This window comes from Caballeronia humi (assembly GCF_001544475.1).
In the GTDB taxonomy this organism is placed as follows: domain Bacteria; phylum Pseudomonadota; class Gammaproteobacteria; order Burkholderiales; family Burkholderiaceae; genus Caballeronia; species Caballeronia humi.
Genome location: NZ_FCNW02000043.1, coordinates 1 through 16,347, shown reverse-complemented (window position 1 = coordinate 16,347; position 16,347 = coordinate 1). Strand labels below are relative to the sequence as shown.

Genomic DNA, 16,347 nt, shown 5'->3' with positions numbered 1-16,347 from the left:
GAGGCTGAGCCTTGTTGTCGTTATTGGATGCGGGCGCGGTGGCCCGAAGCGATGGCCGCAAGCAGTTCTGATCTGAGCTTCGCCACGTAGTCTTCAACCTCCTGCTTGGTCTCCAAGTAGGTCTTTGCCCCGAGATCGGCGGTGCGCACCACCCGGATGGGCTTGGAGGCCGGTGCTGCCGGCAGAGGTGGCGGCACAGGTGCCTCACCGCCCGCACCTGCCGGGGCGACCGGAGCTTTGGCCGCCACACTCGCTTTGGCGACTAACGCGATTTTCTCCATCGCCTCATCGAGCAACTCGCCGCCCCTGCCCTGCAGGAAGAGGATTCGAGGGATGCTCACCAGCCCAGCCAGCTGTGTCTTGAGGTCCTGCAAGGGCTTCAAGGCGGCGTTGCGAAGCCCAGCGTCAGCATGGGCCGCGTCGAGTGTCTGGTTGGCCTCCTTGATCTTGGCGTCAATTGAGAGCAGCGCCTTCTCGCGGCGCGCGCTCGCCAGCGCATCGTTGACCTTTTCGACCGAGGCAAGCAACGCCTCGATGCGATTGACCTGGCCGTACGGAGCAGGATTTGATCGAATTGTCTCGAGCTCGCCCAAGGCGGCGGCTGATCCCGCGTCCTTGACCAGCGCCTCACGATTGTCTGCGAAGCTGGCGAGCCCATCAAGCATGCGCGCCCACACCGGCGCCTGGGTCTTGTAGAAGCTCAAAACGTCATGCGTGTCTTCGGCCAAGTCCAGCCAGTCGTCGCGTGATGCGAGCATGGTCCCAAGGAACTCGTACGGATCCCGAACGGCCAGCTGCCTATCGATGGCGCCAAGTGTCGTGGCAATTGCCGCCGCGCCAGGATAGTGCTTCTGCTCAGCCTTGACCTTCGCCCGCTCGAGTTCAGTTTTGCGCTTACTGAGGTTCTCGCGGAACGCGGCGACCATCCCATCCTCGTCATCAGGCGGTATCAGCGAGAAGATCTCGCGATGGAGATCGCGGGCCTTCGCGCGGGTTGTGGCGTCCGCGGACTTGCGTTTGAGGATCGAAACCTGCTTGAAGCGGACCGCCTTGGTCAACGGCTCGACGGCGGTCTTGTGGTCCAGATCTGTCCCCTCCATCACAAGCTTGATCTCGCCGACCATGAACAGGCGGGCGATGAGCAAGACGGTTTCCAGTTCCGGGCGCCAGCCCCAAGGGGCGCCGGCAAAGCGGTCCACTACGTCGGAGAGCAGCACGCGGCTCGAGCTCGCGGCTACCGTCAGATACTGGCGCATCTCGTCGATGGCCAAGGCGTTGCCATCCTCACCACCGAGGGCCATGTTTTGCTGACCGCTGGTGTCGGCCGCGAGCACCGCTCGGATCTCGGCGGCCGGGTCGGCTTGGCGGACCTTGATGTAACCGAGCTTGGTGTAAGTGTTAGAGACAAGGTAGTTGAGCAGCTCGTCGAGCAGCAACGGGGGGCCTACCGGCTTGAGCGCGAGCTTCTGGCCCAGCGCGTAAAAGTCACCGCGACTCATGAGGTCAGAAAGCTGGCCGAGGATGCGCGTTCGCCGCTCGCGGTTCTCGTCTTTCCGGTCGTAGAGGATGCGCTTGAGCGATGGTGTGGCCGTATCGGCCTTGGGACCGATGTATTTCTCAATCTGCAGGTAGGTCCGCAGCTCCACGTCTACGCGCGAGTCATTGGCCATGCGCAGGATCGCCCGGCCCACACCTTCGGCACTTCGGCCGATGCACTTCGCCTCGGTCATCAGCTCGTAATCGGAGCCGACAGGCGAGAGAACCTCGAACGTGAGCTGCTGGTTGGCTTGACGCCATGGCACACTATCGAGCACCCGGTTGAACTCGTAGTCGCTCTTGGTGCCGCGGTGGCGCACCTTCGTCTGCCCACTCAACTCCTCGTCAAAGACGAACTCGGAGACCAGCCGCGAGATCTCTGTCGACGAAATATCTACAGCCTTGATCTCTTGCGAGACATCGCGCTCCTCGTTGGTCAGGAAAAACCACAGCTCGCCGTTGCGGCTCACTAGGCTCTGCCGCTCAAGACAGGCAAGGCTCTCCTGGATCTGGCGCTTCAATGCGAGCTTGTCGGCATCGACGCGGTCGAGGCATAGGGTCGCCAGGTTATCGACGGTCGCCTTGATGGCGTCGGCATAGCGGATAAGGAACAGCGCCCGCAGCAGCTTGACGTCCCACGGCTCCAGGGCCGGGTTCTCGCCGGCTTGGTCTATTGCTCGCTTGACCGACGAGTCAAGGAAGCTCTCAATCGAGGGATAGAAGTCGTAAAGTGGTACAAACGAGTCGATCCCCTTGTCGCCGTTGCCCACGGCCGCGGTCTGGAAGGCGTCGAGCATGGATCGCTCACCGCGCGCGAGGTGGCGGCCGGTGGCGCCGACCCTTCGGATAGACTCAAAGACCTTCTGTAGCAGCTGGAACTGATAGGGGGCAAACGGATAGTGCGCCGCGAAGTCCTCGGCATCTTTAAAGCGACGGAAGGCAACAGCATGGTCGGCGAACGACAGCTGGTTATTGATGATATCGCCCTTGGCCCTCCAGACAGCCTCAAGCTCGGCGCGGGCAGCCGGCGTCTTCTCGAGAAGGCGCTGTGTGATCACGTCGTCGGTGTTGGAACTCGACAGTGACAGGCGCGTATGGAAGCGCCCGGTGATCTTGGAGAAGTCATTGGTGCGCGCCTGGTTGGCCTCGCCCAGCGTCGCGTCGATGTCCTCTTGGCTGGTGACTATGACCCACGCCCTGCCCTTGCACAGCGTGCCCAGCTCCTCGATGATGGTTTGCAGGTTGAGCATCAACTGGGTGTTCTTGCCGATGAACTGGCCCACCTCGTCAATAAGGAAGACGATGCGATGCCCAGGACCCTTGGCGTCGAGGTAGGCGCGCACGAGCTCGGCAAAGCCCTCGATGTTGATCTTGTAGGTGTCACGAGCGTTGTCAAACCACCTACCGGCCGACTCCTCCGACATCTTGAGTGCCTTGCTCAGGCCCGCGATGACGTCGTCGCGAAGGAAGTCCACCGCGTCGCGCTCAGCTTCCCAATCGTTGCCGTTGGAGGCCTTGAATGCCTCCTTGAAGGCCTCAAAGCTGCCCTTCGTGATCAGGTAGCGTTCCATCTCGGCCACATGGGGTGCGTCGCCTGACAAGCCTTGCATCTCGTTGAACACCCGCAGGAAGACCTGCAAGATGGCGTCACGATCGCTCTTGGCGTCGGCCTTTGAGTCGATGTTGAACAAGATCACGTCGGTCTTGCCCGACACCGCGCGGCGGACGTCGCCGAGCAGCATCGGGTCCTTGATCTTGGACTCGAAGAATTCGACGGCACGCTTGCGTTCGTGCGCGCCCGGATGCGACGCCTCGAGGTTGGAAAGCAGGTAGGACAGGATCTTGATGAAGTGCGACTTTCCCGAGCCGAAGAAGCCCGAGACCCACACGCCCATGCGCGCAGTGATCGTGGGATCGCTGGAGTGGTCAACTGTCGCTAGATAGGCGTCGAAGAAGCGCCGCAGGTATTCAGTGACCTGCTTGGTGGTCACGTATTCATCGAGCTCTTGCCAGACGCTCTCGTCGTCACGCTGATCGGCCTTGATGACACCGTTGATAGGCCGGTTGATTGGCTTGACGAACAGTTCGTTAATTTTCATGGATCCCTTTTTTACGAGACCAAGCGGAAGGCCCGGTAGTAGTTATCATCGCCCAGCTTGTTGAACAACCGCAGCGACAGGCCGTCGTATCGGCCCGGGTACAGCATCAACAGCGGCGTGTCGCGCATGTGCGGGTGCAGCGCCGAAAGCAGCGTATGCGTGCGCAGCATCGGGTAGACGGCACCGACGCCCTTGACGACCAGCAGATCGAGGTGATCGGCGCCAACGAGCTCCACGATCCGCGCAGCGAGGCGATCCTCCTTGAGCACGGATCGCAGCGACGCTAGCAGGGACTCGTCGCCCTTCTTTAATTGCATATCGAATGCCTTTACCAACAGACTCCGCTCCTCGAGCAGGCCGATGACGCACTCGAAGAGGTCGATGACGGCAAAGCGCAGATCGGGCTTTTGCTTGCGCAAACCCGGCGCGATCACGTCCGAGAGCCACGAGCGCATTTGCATCTCGTGCTCCGGCGGGTAATCGAAAATCCAGAAGCCAATCTCACCGCCGGCGCCCCTGTTGTCGAGCACGTCGGGAGACGCGAGCCTGGGCAAGACGTGGTTGAGGCGCTCCTCAAAGGATGTAGTCATGCTTTGACCTCCATGCGGGCGAGCGTCTCGGCGTCCCCCAGTCGTTTTAGGTAAGCACGCGCTGTGGGGTGCAGCATCGGGGGTGTGAGGCCCTTGCGGCGCGTGGAATCGATGTATTTCGCTTCGACGAGGATGCGCACGACGACCTGAAAAAGTTTCTCGCGGGTCGATACGGCCCAGTGGCCCACGGTCTCATCCCGGTGCTCGCACTCAGTGAGAAACGCCTCCCACTGGCGATGGCTCAGCGTGTTCTCCAGCCGGTGCAGATCGGCGATATACACGTCGCGCAGGAAGTCGCTCAGAATTCGGTTGTGGCGGACGGCGGCAGCCAGCAACACTTGGCCACACAGCTCGCCTTCGCCCTCTACGACTAGACGTAGGCCTTCGTCGTCTAGCGTCTCAAGGCGGTTGCGGATGAGACGTGCTTGACGACGGGCGGTGGCCGGCTTCTTCTGTAGAAGATTCTCATCCTTTAGAGCGGCGTCCCATTGCTCCGGCGTCGGGCGTTCAAGTAACAGCTTCGCGATGCGGCGGCTCTCCGGCGGCATGAGCGAGCCTGCGGAGATCTCGGCGTTATAGAGCCCCAAGCGCCCCTTGATCTGATTCGTTTGTTTCACGGTCGGCACGGCGCTCCGCTAGATGTAGTAGCGGAAAGGAAGAGGCGGCAGGTCGTCCCGGATCGGCCCAGCCGTAAGGATCTCGCCAATCGCCTCCGCAAACCGAAGCGTGACAGGCATGGATGGCGTCATGCGCTCTCCTCGGTTTGCGGGACGCACCGGTATCCGGGCGACATCTCCGCACTCTCGACGCCGTATAGCGTCGGCGTGTTACGCAGCCACAGGTGATGTTCGTTCGGCGGCAACGAATGATCGGTGGAGCAGTCGACCTGCCATCGCCGGAGCGCATAGCCGACGACGGCGGCTCGAGCGCGTGCCCGCAACACGCCATCGGTCATCCCGTAGTCTGCGGCCACGGCTTCGGGGTGTTCAAGACCCGGGTGTGGCACCAACTCCAATTCGACGACCCGGTTCCATTGGATATCTTCCGCAATGCGCTCGTGGTCGGCGACCGCGTCGTTCACCTGCTCAATTTGCGTGATCCGCCCGACCACGAAGTCGCCGAACCTTCCGTTCTTGCGGTCGTAGGCGCGTACGTGCCAGCGCAAGCCATTCTCGACTAAAGCGAGGGGCACGATGGGACGCCGCGAAGCACCCGACGACAAGGACAAATAGGTGACTGTTACGGGGCTGCCTTGGTGGATCGCACGAGACAGCGACGCCAACGTGTCGAGCGGAGGTGGCGCCAGCAGTCCAGCGTCGGCGGTTAGCACCAGCCGTTTCGCTCGGAGCGATAGTCCGTCGCCGAAGCCTTGGCGAAGCCAAGTCAGTGCGCGGTCGGGAGAGAGTTCGAAAAGCGGCGCGAAGCTGTCGCCTAAGGCATAAATCTTGGCGCTCGGGTCGTAGGCCAAGTTGCGGGGTGCAAGCGATCGATACGCGGTCAGGTCCCGGGTGGCTGCTGCGGGAGCGATCCCGAACCGGTTTTCCAGATCCGCGCGGCGAAATTCGCCGCAAAAATATACTTTAAAGTCGATGAACGCCAGCCGTTCTCGCTGAGCTTGGTTTAGGGCATCAAGTGCGGTAGGAATGGACGGTTCGGGCATGAAGGAGTTGCGTTCTGTGGCGTACGGAAATCATATCTCATGAAGATTTTAAGTGCGCATCTTTTTGATGATCACGATCAAAACGATTTGAAGCTATAGTTGCTACCTCGCGTGAGCATCATCTCCTTTTCGATGCTCTACGCGCACAGCTCCCTGCGAAATCAGCCGATCCGCATCCGGGGGCGGCGACGCGCTGCTCCGATCCCCGCGTGCAGCCTTGGTGGGTCGTCCACGACCACACCAACGCACCTATCCTTCTCGACTCTCTTGCCTCTTGGCCTCGAGCTTGTCTTTGCGCTCTTTCAAGAATTCGTCGCGAGACCACTCATCGGGCGCGGGTACGGCGATCGGTAGACCGGCATGCCGGCGGAGCTCTTTGGCGAAGTTCGACACATGCAGTCCAAGGACGGCGTAGCCATGCCGACGCTCCCAGAAATAATCCGCATAGTCGGGCGGAGAGTCATGCCCTGCCGCATTGGCAATTTTGTGGTTCAAAACCTCAATCGTGTAATGGAGGTTGATAATCTCGTACATCAACTTCGGGGGTAACGACTTCCAGTTGACCTCCCACGAGAGCGGTTCGAAGGTTGGCATCTCAACGGTGGGCTCGTGGCAACCATCTTTACCAGCAGGCTGGCCGTAACTAGTTCCATCATCGCTGACAACGGCCACGCAGCCGTCGACCAATCGATCCAAATGGGCGACAACCAGGATCGCCAGATAGGTCATGTCTTTCTGACTCTGCGCGGTGTCTCGGATTCGTTCACGTCGTGATGTCAGCCACCCACCTAGCCAGACACCACCCAGTCCGGACGCGGCAGGGACCAGCCCAGAAACAACACCCCATACGTCAGCCATAGGGTTTGTCTTCAGCGTGTGAATCGTCCAGTTGCGACTTTCCACGCCTGCACATCGTTGTCGTCGATCCAGCTTGCTGCGAGTTCGCACGCGGCTCGCGTAGAACGCAATAAAACTGTCAATCCGCAATCGAGGCGCCAGCGGGATCTACGGCTGGGAATTGACGACTTTAATTCCAGTCCGAACGAAATAAAGTCGTCAATTCGCATAAGTCCGCATTAAATTCGTCAATTAGCGTCCTAGACTTCGAATTTTCTCCGTAAGTCACTGATCTAATGGACAAGATTCTGGAATATCAGCCGATCGCGCTGGACCGTCCCCGCAGCGCTCATCGTCTGGAAGCTCCAAGCTCGTTTTGCGTCTCAACTTTCCAACCTTCGAATTTTTCTTGGTAATCTAGCCGGCAGGCACCTAGCATCCAACGCGTGCGGCAGCCTTATAGCCGGCTTAGATCCACGGGTAACCCGGCACTGCGCAACACCTGCACAAGAGGCAGTTTCCAGCCACCGTGATCGTCATAGCCGATGTAACGCACACCGCTGTAATCAGAGGGAACCTCGACATTCCCCTCCCGCAGTGCACATACCTTCCCTCTTCCTAGCTTCGCCGCAAAATAACCAAGCTCGAAAATGACGTTCTGCCTGGCGCGAGGCTGGAGATTGGGAGGGACGACGTTCGTCACCTGAAGGCCCCCAACGTCGTCTGGTGTCAGTAGCACCACCGCAAAGCTGATCGCCTTCGCTTCACGTTCGAACTGCTCAATGATCGTTTCTCCGACGCTGATCTGTTCATCGAGAATGACCGCCTTCAGTCCAAGGCCGTCGATCCACCGCGCGACCTCATGTTTGGCACCCTTGGCACGTCCGTGGACGATGAACACTCGCGGCAAGCCAGTAGACCCGACCAGCGCGTCAACGCCGGCCTGTAGTGGTCGCGATCTCACGGGAGACTCGGGCGCGCCCTCTATCGCGGGCCGAAGGTCGACAAGTCCGTGACGGCGCAGGACGTCGTATAGATCCGCCTGCTTAACCGCCCAGTGTGTCGTGCTTAGCTCAGCTATGCCGCGTTGTCGCTGATTAATGTCAAGTTCACGGGCAAGCCCGGCGAGCGCGCTCTGAGAAATCGGAGGCACTGCCTCATCGAATTCGAAGTGCAGGTAATAGGCCGCTTGACGATGCTGGATTCGGGTAATGCGGCCCAGCCGGGCAGGCGTCGGATTCTCAGTGTTCGTCTCGCAAGCGAATACGGCTGGCATAGCCTTCAAACGCGCAGCCGCTGCATCATCGAGGGGCGTGAACGGCACCGTGACCGCCTCGACCGTCTCATTGAGATAGCGAGAAGCTGGGGTATCGCCTTGTCCTGAATTCCAATGACCCGGTTCGCTGGAAACCAGGAGACTGAAATAATCTGACTGCGTGAACTTCTCGGTTTCAGGCATTTTCCGAACCCATTTTCATTTCAGTTCGAGTTGCATCGGGAACGTTATGACCTGCATCAGTAGCCAGACCTGGTCGTAATCGTTTCTGCGCAGGATAAGTCTTCCGCCATGCGTTTCGGCGACCACCTGCAGCAGACCCACCACCTGTTCCTCAGACAGCCTGAAATCTGCAGAAGTCAGATTTACGTGACTGCCGTAGCGCGCGCTGGCCAATAGCAGGTGGAATAGAGCCTCCCCGACCCCAATGTGCGTCATTGTTGTTTTCCTTTTCCTGGCCTTTGCTGCCTTGCTAAAAAACCACATCGGCCGATGGACTAGCACCCAAACCAAAGTGCTTGGCGCGTTGTTCGGAGGCTGCGCGCTCGGGCGTTTCTGCATGCACGGATTTAAAGGCGGGGCAAAATAGGTTCTCAGTTGCCGACTCTGATCCGGAGCTGGCAGCCCGGTACCTATGATACCTATGATCGCGTCGGCATCTTGCACCGAAGAACTTCTCCATGGCTGCCCGCCCTCCGGCAGGCGCACTAGTCGTCGTTCGCATTGAGGTCCAAGTTTGCCTCCTGAATCTCAAACACTTTCATGAGGCGCGGCTTACCATCTTTTCCCGCCTCATATTCGCCTGTGACACGGACGGTCCTCCCATACATCTTTTGAGCCAGAGTGATGTTCTTTGCGAATACACATCGGATCGAATTTATGTCGTCCGCAACGTGTCGGAGGGAAGCACGACCTGTGTCCAGGTCCAACGCTCGAAGGTCTCCGACAAAGCTACCGCGATACCTCTTTCCAATTAGCGGGCTGCGCATATTGTCTCGGAGAATGACTCTCTCGCGTTGGCCCAAGACCGAACTGGCAGCATGGCTCCTCGGCGCATTGATCTCCACCGTATGAATTCCTTTCCTTCCAGTGGGCGCCAAATCGTGCGCGGCAACGATAGCCGCGTCTCTGAGCGCTGGGTCAGGAAGAGCGTTCGCGATCTCTGGACTGACGTCGGTGTCCGTCACGAACTGAGGAACCAGCGGCAAGCTCTCGACAGCATCGCGAACGAGTGACATCGCTTGCTCGTCAGCAGCTTCAAAGCCGAGGCGCGGCTGCGGCGGCGCTACCGAAAACCCTAAGTACAAGCTTCCAGCTGCCAGTCCCGTTAGACGAAGGTCCAAGTCTCTGGAAACCGCCCGTGCTTGACGTTCGTTCATCGGCAGGACGGATTCGACGAGCGTTCGAAGTCGCCGTTCCATCCGGGAACACAACCAATTTACAGCTCCAAGACTTGGGCTGTGATGAATTGCACCGGGCCCCTCTGCATGGATCACGAGATCCGAAGAATCGATCAGTCGCGCGACGGCAAAGTCGTTCTCGAAAAGCTCCGATATCTTTTTGAGATACGGGTTCGATGGTCCCCAGAACTGTTCGTGACTTACCTGACCCGTCTTCTCCAGGTACGACCAAGCAGCCGTAGCCTGTTCCATCCAGACGGCTGCCTGCTTCTGTACGTATGCTTTGTTGTTCGTCACCATATCGAGAGCCCCACAACGCCCCGCAAATCATTCGGCTGAAGCCCTTTAGCGTTCGCCGTTTTCACTCCAACATACTGGAAGAAGGCAGAGAAGTCATTCTGTCCCGGGAAGGTCGGGTAGAAGTCCACGAGGTGCTCGTCTTTCCATTGACTGTGCGATGTGTAGAAGAGCTCGACGAACCGTCCCATTAATGTGGGTGGATGCGATGCATCCAGGACGACAGTGGCTTCGATATCCGCTGGATTCGGCTTGTCGCTGAAGAAACTTCCACCGAGGATCAGTCGACCCTGTGGAACCGCATGCGTTGTGAAGGGCGCCCTCATTTGAGGCAGAACCTGCGCCAAGCCCATCCAGATTCGGTGCCGCAGAAGGTCACCTTCGAACCATGTCGGGATTTCGTCGAGGTTGCACGCGTGAACGCCGGGCGGTAGCAAACCAATATTGTTTAAGGGCGGAATTGCCACATCTTCCTCTTCATCTCGCAGGCGCACTGTAACTCGTCGACCGGTCATCTTAGTTCAGCGTCGGGTGCCGGAAGTGTAAAAGGCGCCGATGGCCGGCGCAACAGATGAAAGACATAAAGACGCGTAAGGCGGGGAACTAACCGGTCTAGTTCGATACGCAATCGGGCGTGGGAATATGCAGCCGTAGCGAACTTCCCCAGTTGTTCGTCCGACTGCATGAGCTACTGCTTATTGCCCCGTCTTATGCGTGGCGACGCCGGCATAGTAGCGAGCCACCTCTTCGACCACGCGCTGCTTTTCGGCCTGGACATAGATGGTCGTCGTCTGCAGCGACGCATGGCCCAGAACCTTCTGCACGACGTCCACCGGCACCTCGTCCGCGACTGACTGGGTGCCGAAGGTGTGTCGAAACGCATGCGCATTCGACTGCCCCAGCCTCACGCGTTCATCGAGGCTCAACGCATCCATCGTCTCGACCAGCTCGGTGACCATTCGACTAATCAGCCGGTTCAGTCCGTCCGCGGTGTAGCCCGCTTCATTCGCAGGCTCTCCCTGCCCGCCCTCCTTGCTCTGCCCCGCTCGATGTCGCCGGCGTGACGTGTCGGTCCACGGAATGACGACGGGGCTCAGCAGCGGCCCGCTCTGTTTGTCTTCTTCGGTCGCGCCGCCAAAATCCTGCCCCCGATCGCGCCAATGCGCGCGCAGCGCGTTCAGCGTCGCGGCGCTCACCGGCACGGTGCGTTCGCGGTGCCCCTTGCCGACGAGCGTCAGCTCCCAGACGGGTCGCTCGGGTGTTCCAAAGGATGAAGGGCGCAGATCCTCGCGCCGGGCGCTTGCGGCTTCTTCACGCCGCAGACCCGAATCGCCCATCAACAGAATCGCTGCTCGCACGGCACGCCACTGCACGCCGTTTCGGCCGTCGCGCCACTGTTCACCGGCCGTCGCCCCGCTCTCTTCTGCTGAGCGCACATCGAGCTCGTCGCGCAGCTTGCGCCACAGATCGGCAGGCAAGGCGCGTTCGATCTTCATCGCGTGTTCCCGCTTGATCACCGTCGGATCGTTGACCGCCTTCCACGGATTGCCGGCAAGATAGCGGACATCCACCCACCAGGCGAACGCGGCCCGAAGCGCTCGCACCGCGTAGCGTTGCGACTCGGAAGACAGCTCGCTCGATGCGAAGGGCCGCCAGCGCGGCGAGTGTCGCGGGAAACGCTCACCGACGAAGCGCGGGTCCGGGGCTTTCAGGAAGTCCTTGTACGCCTCGCAGTCGTCCACGCGTAGGTCACTCAACGCCTTGCCGCGCAGCACCACCGACCACAAAAGGAACCGCTCCAGCTCCTTGGTGTACGCGCGCAGCGTTTTCGGCTGATCGCGAAAGCGGTTCAGATACGCGCGCACCGCATCGAGATCGTGGTTCGCCTGGATATAACAGAAGGCCGTCGCGCGATTTTCGCCCGCGGCGCCGGAGAGAGCATGCGGCACGGCGAGCCGCTCGAGCGGCGCGAGCGTCAGTCGACCCGCCTCTGGATTACCGCCCGGACCGCCGCTTGGATCGCATCCCATCACCTTTGGGGCCCGCCTGACTTCCACCCATTCGGCCGCGATCAACGGGACGCCGTCCTGTTCCACGGAGGAGACGTCGGGCTCGATCGTTAGTTGCAGGGACGCCTGCTGCCTGCGTAGCCAGCTCACGATGGCGCATGCCCGGCCCGGGCCGATGCGCGGAATCGAGCGCCACCAGCTGCCGCCGCGCCGGTTGCAGAACGCGACCAGTTCACCGAGCGTCTGGATGCCCTCGCCTTTCAGACGCCGCGCCACGCGCGGACGCAGCCAGGCGCCGATCGGATGATCGGCCCGCGGCGGCAGCGCGGCCAGTTGCGCCGCCTCGGTCACCATGCGGAACGTGACCGCCGTGAGTTTCGCGTGGCCGTGCTGACGGATCGACGCCCGCAGGTGCTCGGCGAGCGCGGTCGAGCCGTGCGCCAGCGCCAACGCCACCAGCGCGTCGAGCATCGTGGTGAGATGCCGCTCCATCGCGCCGGGCGTCGCCGCGTGCGCATCCTCGTCGGGATCGTAGTAGGTGCGCGCAATCACCGCGGGCGGAATGCGCTGCACGTACGCGCGCAGCGCGGTGAAATCCTTGGTGGTGTAGCGCCGCTCGAGCGTAAGCTTTTCGGTGAGCTTTTCGGTGAGCTTTTCCGGGGCACGCGCCGTCGCTGCGGTGAGCCTTTCCGGGGACGAGGAGGCGCGCTCAGGCATCGCCACCCTCCTCATCGAACTCGTCGCCTGGCTCGTCGATTGACTCGTCGCGGCCGCGTCTTCCACCGTTCGTTGACGGCGGTGCCGGTGCGGCCTGCGCCATGAACGCCTCAAGCCAGGTTGCACACAGAAATTCGAACGCGGTGCGGGCCTCACGCGGCAGTTCCGCCAGTCGCGCGTTTTCAGCGGCGTACGCGGTGACATCGAAGTCGGCGCAGTTGTCCGATTCGGGGGGCGACCCATACATCACGCGCTGCACCAGCTTCACCGCGCCGTAGTCCGCGATGAAATCGAGCACCGGCACGAAGCGCGGCGCCGCACTGAGGGCGGTGCCGAAGGTTTCGGCGAGCGCGATCACGACCGCCAGTTCGAGCCGGGAGGGTTTCACCGGCAGCAACGGCACCGCATCGCCGGGCGCGGTCAGCCACGCGGCGGCGGCCCGGCGCTTCAGGGTGACGGCGGCGTCGACGGAGAGCACCGCCTGCGCGACGGCGGCGGTCGGTGCCTCGCTAAACCATCGCTCGTCGGGCACTGCATCGCTCGACTGGTCCTGCCTGTCGTGCCGCTCATGGTGATTCGGCGGAAAAGCTTGTGCCACAGGCCCCTGCCCGCTCTGGTAAATCGGAATTGGCTAATTCTACCCCGCAAACGCTATCCCGATAATACGATTTATCAGGCATGCGAACTAATCTTACGACAGGTCACTTACGCAGGCATGGTCCAGCAAGAATCCGAACGGATCTCGCTTTGCGACCCCGCGTCAGTCGACCGGGAAAGATTTGGACGTCCGCTTTCGAGCCAACGGCAGTCATCGAGTCCCTACGCTACGGTAGCGGTCTGCGCGACGAGCAAGTCACTTCACGGACTTCTATCTTGCTTAATCCGTCGTGCGACTACTTTCGGGCTGCTGCACAATCCGACTGATCAGATACCGAGTCAACGAGCCACTCGGCGCCCGGCAGTCCACTATGTGACCGCACCGCGCGCCGAGCAGCGCAATCCCCGCGGGCGACAGCACCGAGATACGTCCTCGTTGGTAGTCGGCTTCATCTGGATAGACCAGTGTCCATCGATAGACGTCTCCTCCGACATCGACGCACTCGAGGGTCGTATTCAATGTGATGACGTCCGGGGGAACGTCGGCGGAATCCACGAACACGGCCATCGCTTCCAGTTCCTCCAGGAGCGCCCGCTGCTGAGCGGAGGCGGTAATCAGATACCCGCCTCGCTTGAGCCGCGCGATGTCGGTCTCGGATAAAATCCGCGAATTGTCGGAGCGTGATCGCGAATCAGCGAAGGAGCCAACTTGAACTAGCGGCATATATGCCTCCTGGAAGCGTGAAGGTTACAAAGGTCCGTGCAACTGCCACCCGACCAGACGTCTAGCCATGAACCGTCCACGAAAATAAGGCGCTCGAGGCTTCCGTTTCGTATCACCTGGCGCACCGCAAGTGGGTTCACGAATACTCCGGGCCGTTCATCCGGAAACACAACTTGCATCAGCGGGGAAAGACGTTGCGTCACTTCGGAGAAGTTCGCTGCTCGCGCCGGTAAGGCCGTTCCCAGCCAATAGAGAAGCGCTGTACGCGTGTCTTCGGGATCGCGTGCCACATAACGCAAACCTCGATTGGTCGGCGACGTATTGATCGTCTTCATGAAACGGCCTCCTTTCCTTGCTCACCGTCTGCTTCGGCTGTGACTGTGTTCATGTGTCGCTTCGGGATGCTTTCTTACGTTGCTCTTCACCCAGAGCCGGCCCCACTCGATCGAATACATGAGTGCTTGCGCCGCGTCGTAGAAATAGTCGAGTCCACGAACGCTGTGCTTGCGGTGGCCTTGTCGTTCAACCAACAGGTCAGCCGAATATAAATGCGCATGCGCGGGGGGCGCAGTGGCTGTCAAAACGTAGCCCGCGTAGTCCACGCACAGCTTTGACGCTGAGCATTGGCCCGCTCGCAAACGCGCTGCTAGCGTTTCTGACGGGCCGCCTGCGGACGTTATGCGAGGATGTTGCACGACACCAGAACGCTCCGGCTTGCGCGACGGTTGCATATTCGTCATGTAGGAAATCACTCTCATGTCAGCGACGTCTTTGAATTCGAACGCGATAGCGACCACACCGCCAGAAAAGCGGCACGAGGCAGTTCGCGTTGGATAATGTCCCACGGCTTAACGAAGGCGAACTCGCATGTCGGGACAGGCGTGCCCGTACGACGGTCGCCGCTCCGTTAGAGACGGGGTTTGCTTGGAGGGGTGAGCCCGGCCTGCGTCTGAGGTTTGGTTGTCAGGCGAGCCGGGCGGAAGGAAGTGCTGACTTGTCCGCCGGACACGCGCGGCTCCGAGTGCATTTCGCTGTCTCCGATCCTTCACGCGTACCGCCCGCCGTTCCGACCATAGACGGAAGACGAAGCGACGCGAGAGAGCAATTCGAAGCAAAACGCACGACAAGGTCCTCTAATAAGAGCGTTCGATTCACGCTGGATGCAGACAGCCTCATTAAAGCGTGTTCGAAAGCATATTGCAAGCTTTCTGCGCCCATGCGCGACAATGTGGCCTGCCGGCCGCCCGCGAGGCTGCGGTGGCTTTGCGGTGGCTTAGTCGTCGGGATGGGTGACGCCGCGCACTCGAGACTCCAGGATCCGGCTGGCGCGAAACAGCACCACCCGTCGCGCCGCAACAGGGACCGCGGCTCCCGTCTTCGGGTTCCGCCCGGGTCGCGCACGTTTATCGCGCACCTGAAAGCAGCCGAACCCCGACAGTCCGACCGTTTCGCCGTCTCCTAGTGCCTGCATGATCAACTCAAAAAACGCGTCCACCAGCGCATGGGCATCTGGCTTGTCGAGCCCAAGCCGAGCGGTGAGCCGCTCGATCAAATGCGCCCTAATGAACGCCGGCTGGGCGACGTCCGCCGCCTGACTCGGTAGCTCCTCATGGAAGTTCAACTCGTGCGCCGTCTCGGCGGTTTTATCGCTCGGGTTCATTCGGATTCTGGACGTATCAAAAAGCGGCGGCATGATGCCTCTTACCCTCCTTTTGCTCAAGTTCCGTCGCGTCGCGCGGCCGAAAGATTAACGTCTTCACAGATCCTTCACCCCGCCTTCTTGTCGGCGTGGTGATGCAGATCCGGCGTCAGCCTCGGCGTCACCGGCGTAATACTGAGCGGCTGCCTCGAGCACACGCCGCTGCTCGGCCCGCACGTAAATCGAGGTCGTTTGCAGCGACGCATGGCCCAGAATCGTCTGCACCACATCGATCGGCATGTCGCGCGCGACCGCCCGCGTGCCGAAGGTGTGACGGAACGCGTGCGCGGAGGTGTTCGCGAGCTGCACCAGGTCAGCGGGCGAGATACCGGGCCGCGCGGCTAACTCGGTGGTCAGGCGTTGCAGCGCCTGACGCACCAGGTGACCGAACGCATCGGCCGTATAGGCGGCTTCGACGGCGCCGCCGTGTTTGTTCAAGGCACTCGGGGTAGCGGGAATCGCGAGCGGCGCGATCAACGGGGCGGAATCGAGCGGGGCATCGAAGTCCCGTTCACGGTCGATCCAGTGGTCGCGCAAGGCAGCGACGGTCGCCGCACTGACCGGCACGGTGCGTTGCTTGCGCCGTTTGCCAATCACCGTCAGGGCCCACACCGGAGTGTCGTTCGAACCCTCAGGCGAGGGGCGCACAGATGGGCGGACGGATTGACCCACGTAGGGGCGCAGCGCTTCCCGACGCGCGTGCGCCGCTTCGTCGCGCCGCAGCCCCGAATCGCCCATCAGCAGGATCGCCGCGCGCGCAGTGCGCCACTGCCGAGTTTCGGCCTCGTCCTGATCCGGAAATGTCCCGCCGCAGCGCTCATCCAACGCCCGGCGCAACTCGGTCCATAGCTTAGGCGACAACGCCCGCTCGACTTGTACTGCGACTTCGCGCGTGATGGTCACCGG

Annotated in this window: 15 protein-coding genes; all 15 read right to left on the bottom strand. The window is 60.9% G+C overall.

The window, feature by feature from the left end; translation table 11 throughout:
* Positions 1-20: 20 nt before the first annotated feature.
* A complete protein-coding gene (brxC, locus tag AWB65_RS26815) occupies positions 21-3,635 on the bottom strand; it encodes a BREX system P-loop protein BrxC (RefSeq protein ID WP_087670041.1) in 3,615 nt (1,204 codons plus the stop codon).
* A gap of 11 nt (positions 3,636-3,646) precedes the next feature.
* Positions 3,647-4,189: a DUF1788 domain-containing protein gene (locus AWB65_RS26810; RefSeq protein WP_235007781.1), complete on the bottom strand. Its 543-nt coding sequence runs from the start codon at positions 4,187-4,189 to the stop codon at positions 3,647-3,649.
* A 32-nt stretch (positions 4,190-4,221) separates the two neighbouring features.
* Complete coding sequence (locus AWB65_RS26805; RefSeq protein WP_235007780.1) at positions 4,222-4,851, bottom strand: DUF1819 family protein; 630 nt, start codon at positions 4,849-4,851, stop codon at positions 4,222-4,224.
* 119 nt (positions 4,852-4,970) lie between these two features.
* Positions 4,971-5,885, bottom strand: a complete 915-nt coding sequence (locus AWB65_RS26800) for a WYL domain-containing protein (protein WP_087670039.1) — start codon at positions 5,883-5,885, stop codon at positions 4,971-4,973.
* A gap of 249 nt (positions 5,886-6,134) precedes the next feature.
* On the bottom strand, positions 6,135-6,614 hold the full coding sequence (locus AWB65_RS26795) for a hypothetical protein (protein WP_087670038.1): 480 nt from the start codon (positions 6,612-6,614) through the stop codon (positions 6,135-6,137).
* A gap of 565 nt (positions 6,615-7,179) precedes the next feature.
* Positions 7,180-8,181, bottom strand: coding sequence for a TIR domain-containing protein (locus tag AWB65_RS26790; protein ID WP_087670037.1), 1,002 nt, complete (start codon positions 8,179-8,181; stop codon positions 7,180-7,182).
* A 15-nt stretch (positions 8,182-8,196) separates the two neighbouring features.
* Entirely contained in the window at positions 8,197-8,664 is a 468-nt protein-coding gene (locus AWB65_RS35835) for a hypothetical protein (protein ID WP_125474210.1), read from the bottom strand.
* Between the two features lie 41 nt (positions 8,665-8,705).
* Positions 8,706-9,698, bottom strand: a complete 993-nt coding sequence (locus tag AWB65_RS26780) for a hypothetical protein (protein WP_087670035.1) — start codon at positions 9,696-9,698, stop codon at positions 8,706-8,708.
* The gene (locus AWB65_RS26775; protein ID WP_125474209.1) at positions 9,692-10,189 is read right to left on the bottom strand and encodes a DUF6932 family protein; all 498 of its coding nucleotides are present in this window, start codon (positions 10,187-10,189) and stop codon (positions 9,692-9,694) included. Before AWB65_RS26775 ends, AWB65_RS26780 begins: the two co-directional genes overlap by 7 nt.
* Before the next feature lie 201 nt (positions 10,190-10,390).
* Positions 10,391-12,421: a site-specific integrase gene (locus AWB65_RS26770; protein ID WP_087670033.1), complete on the bottom strand. Its 2,031-nt coding sequence runs from the start codon at positions 12,419-12,421 to the stop codon at positions 10,391-10,393.
* On the bottom strand, positions 12,414-12,953 hold the full coding sequence (locus tag AWB65_RS26765) for a hypothetical protein (protein ID WP_235007779.1): 540 nt from the start codon (positions 12,951-12,953) through the stop codon (positions 12,414-12,416). Before AWB65_RS26765 ends, AWB65_RS26770 begins: the two co-directional genes overlap by 8 nt.
* 345 nt (positions 12,954-13,298) lie before the next feature.
* Positions 13,299-13,742, bottom strand: a complete 444-nt coding sequence (locus AWB65_RS26760; RefSeq protein WP_087670032.1) for a GreA/GreB family elongation factor — start codon at positions 13,740-13,742, stop codon at positions 13,299-13,301.
* Complete coding sequence (locus tag AWB65_RS26755; RefSeq protein ID WP_087660680.1) at positions 13,733-14,077, bottom strand: hypothetical protein; 345 nt, start codon at positions 14,075-14,077, stop codon at positions 13,733-13,735. The genes AWB65_RS26760 and AWB65_RS26755 overlap by 10 nt, the downstream gene beginning before the upstream one ends.
* Before the next feature lie 938 nt (positions 14,078-15,015).
* The gene (locus AWB65_RS26750) at positions 15,016-15,435 is read right to left on the bottom strand and encodes an integration host factor subunit alpha (protein ID WP_235007778.1); all 420 of its coding nucleotides are present in this window, start codon (positions 15,433-15,435) and stop codon (positions 15,016-15,018) included.
* 63 nt (positions 15,436-15,498) lie between these two features.
* On the bottom strand, positions 15,499-16,347 hold an 849-nt coding region (locus tag AWB65_RS26745), incomplete at its 5' end, for a tyrosine-type recombinase/integrase (RefSeq protein ID WP_143281813.1).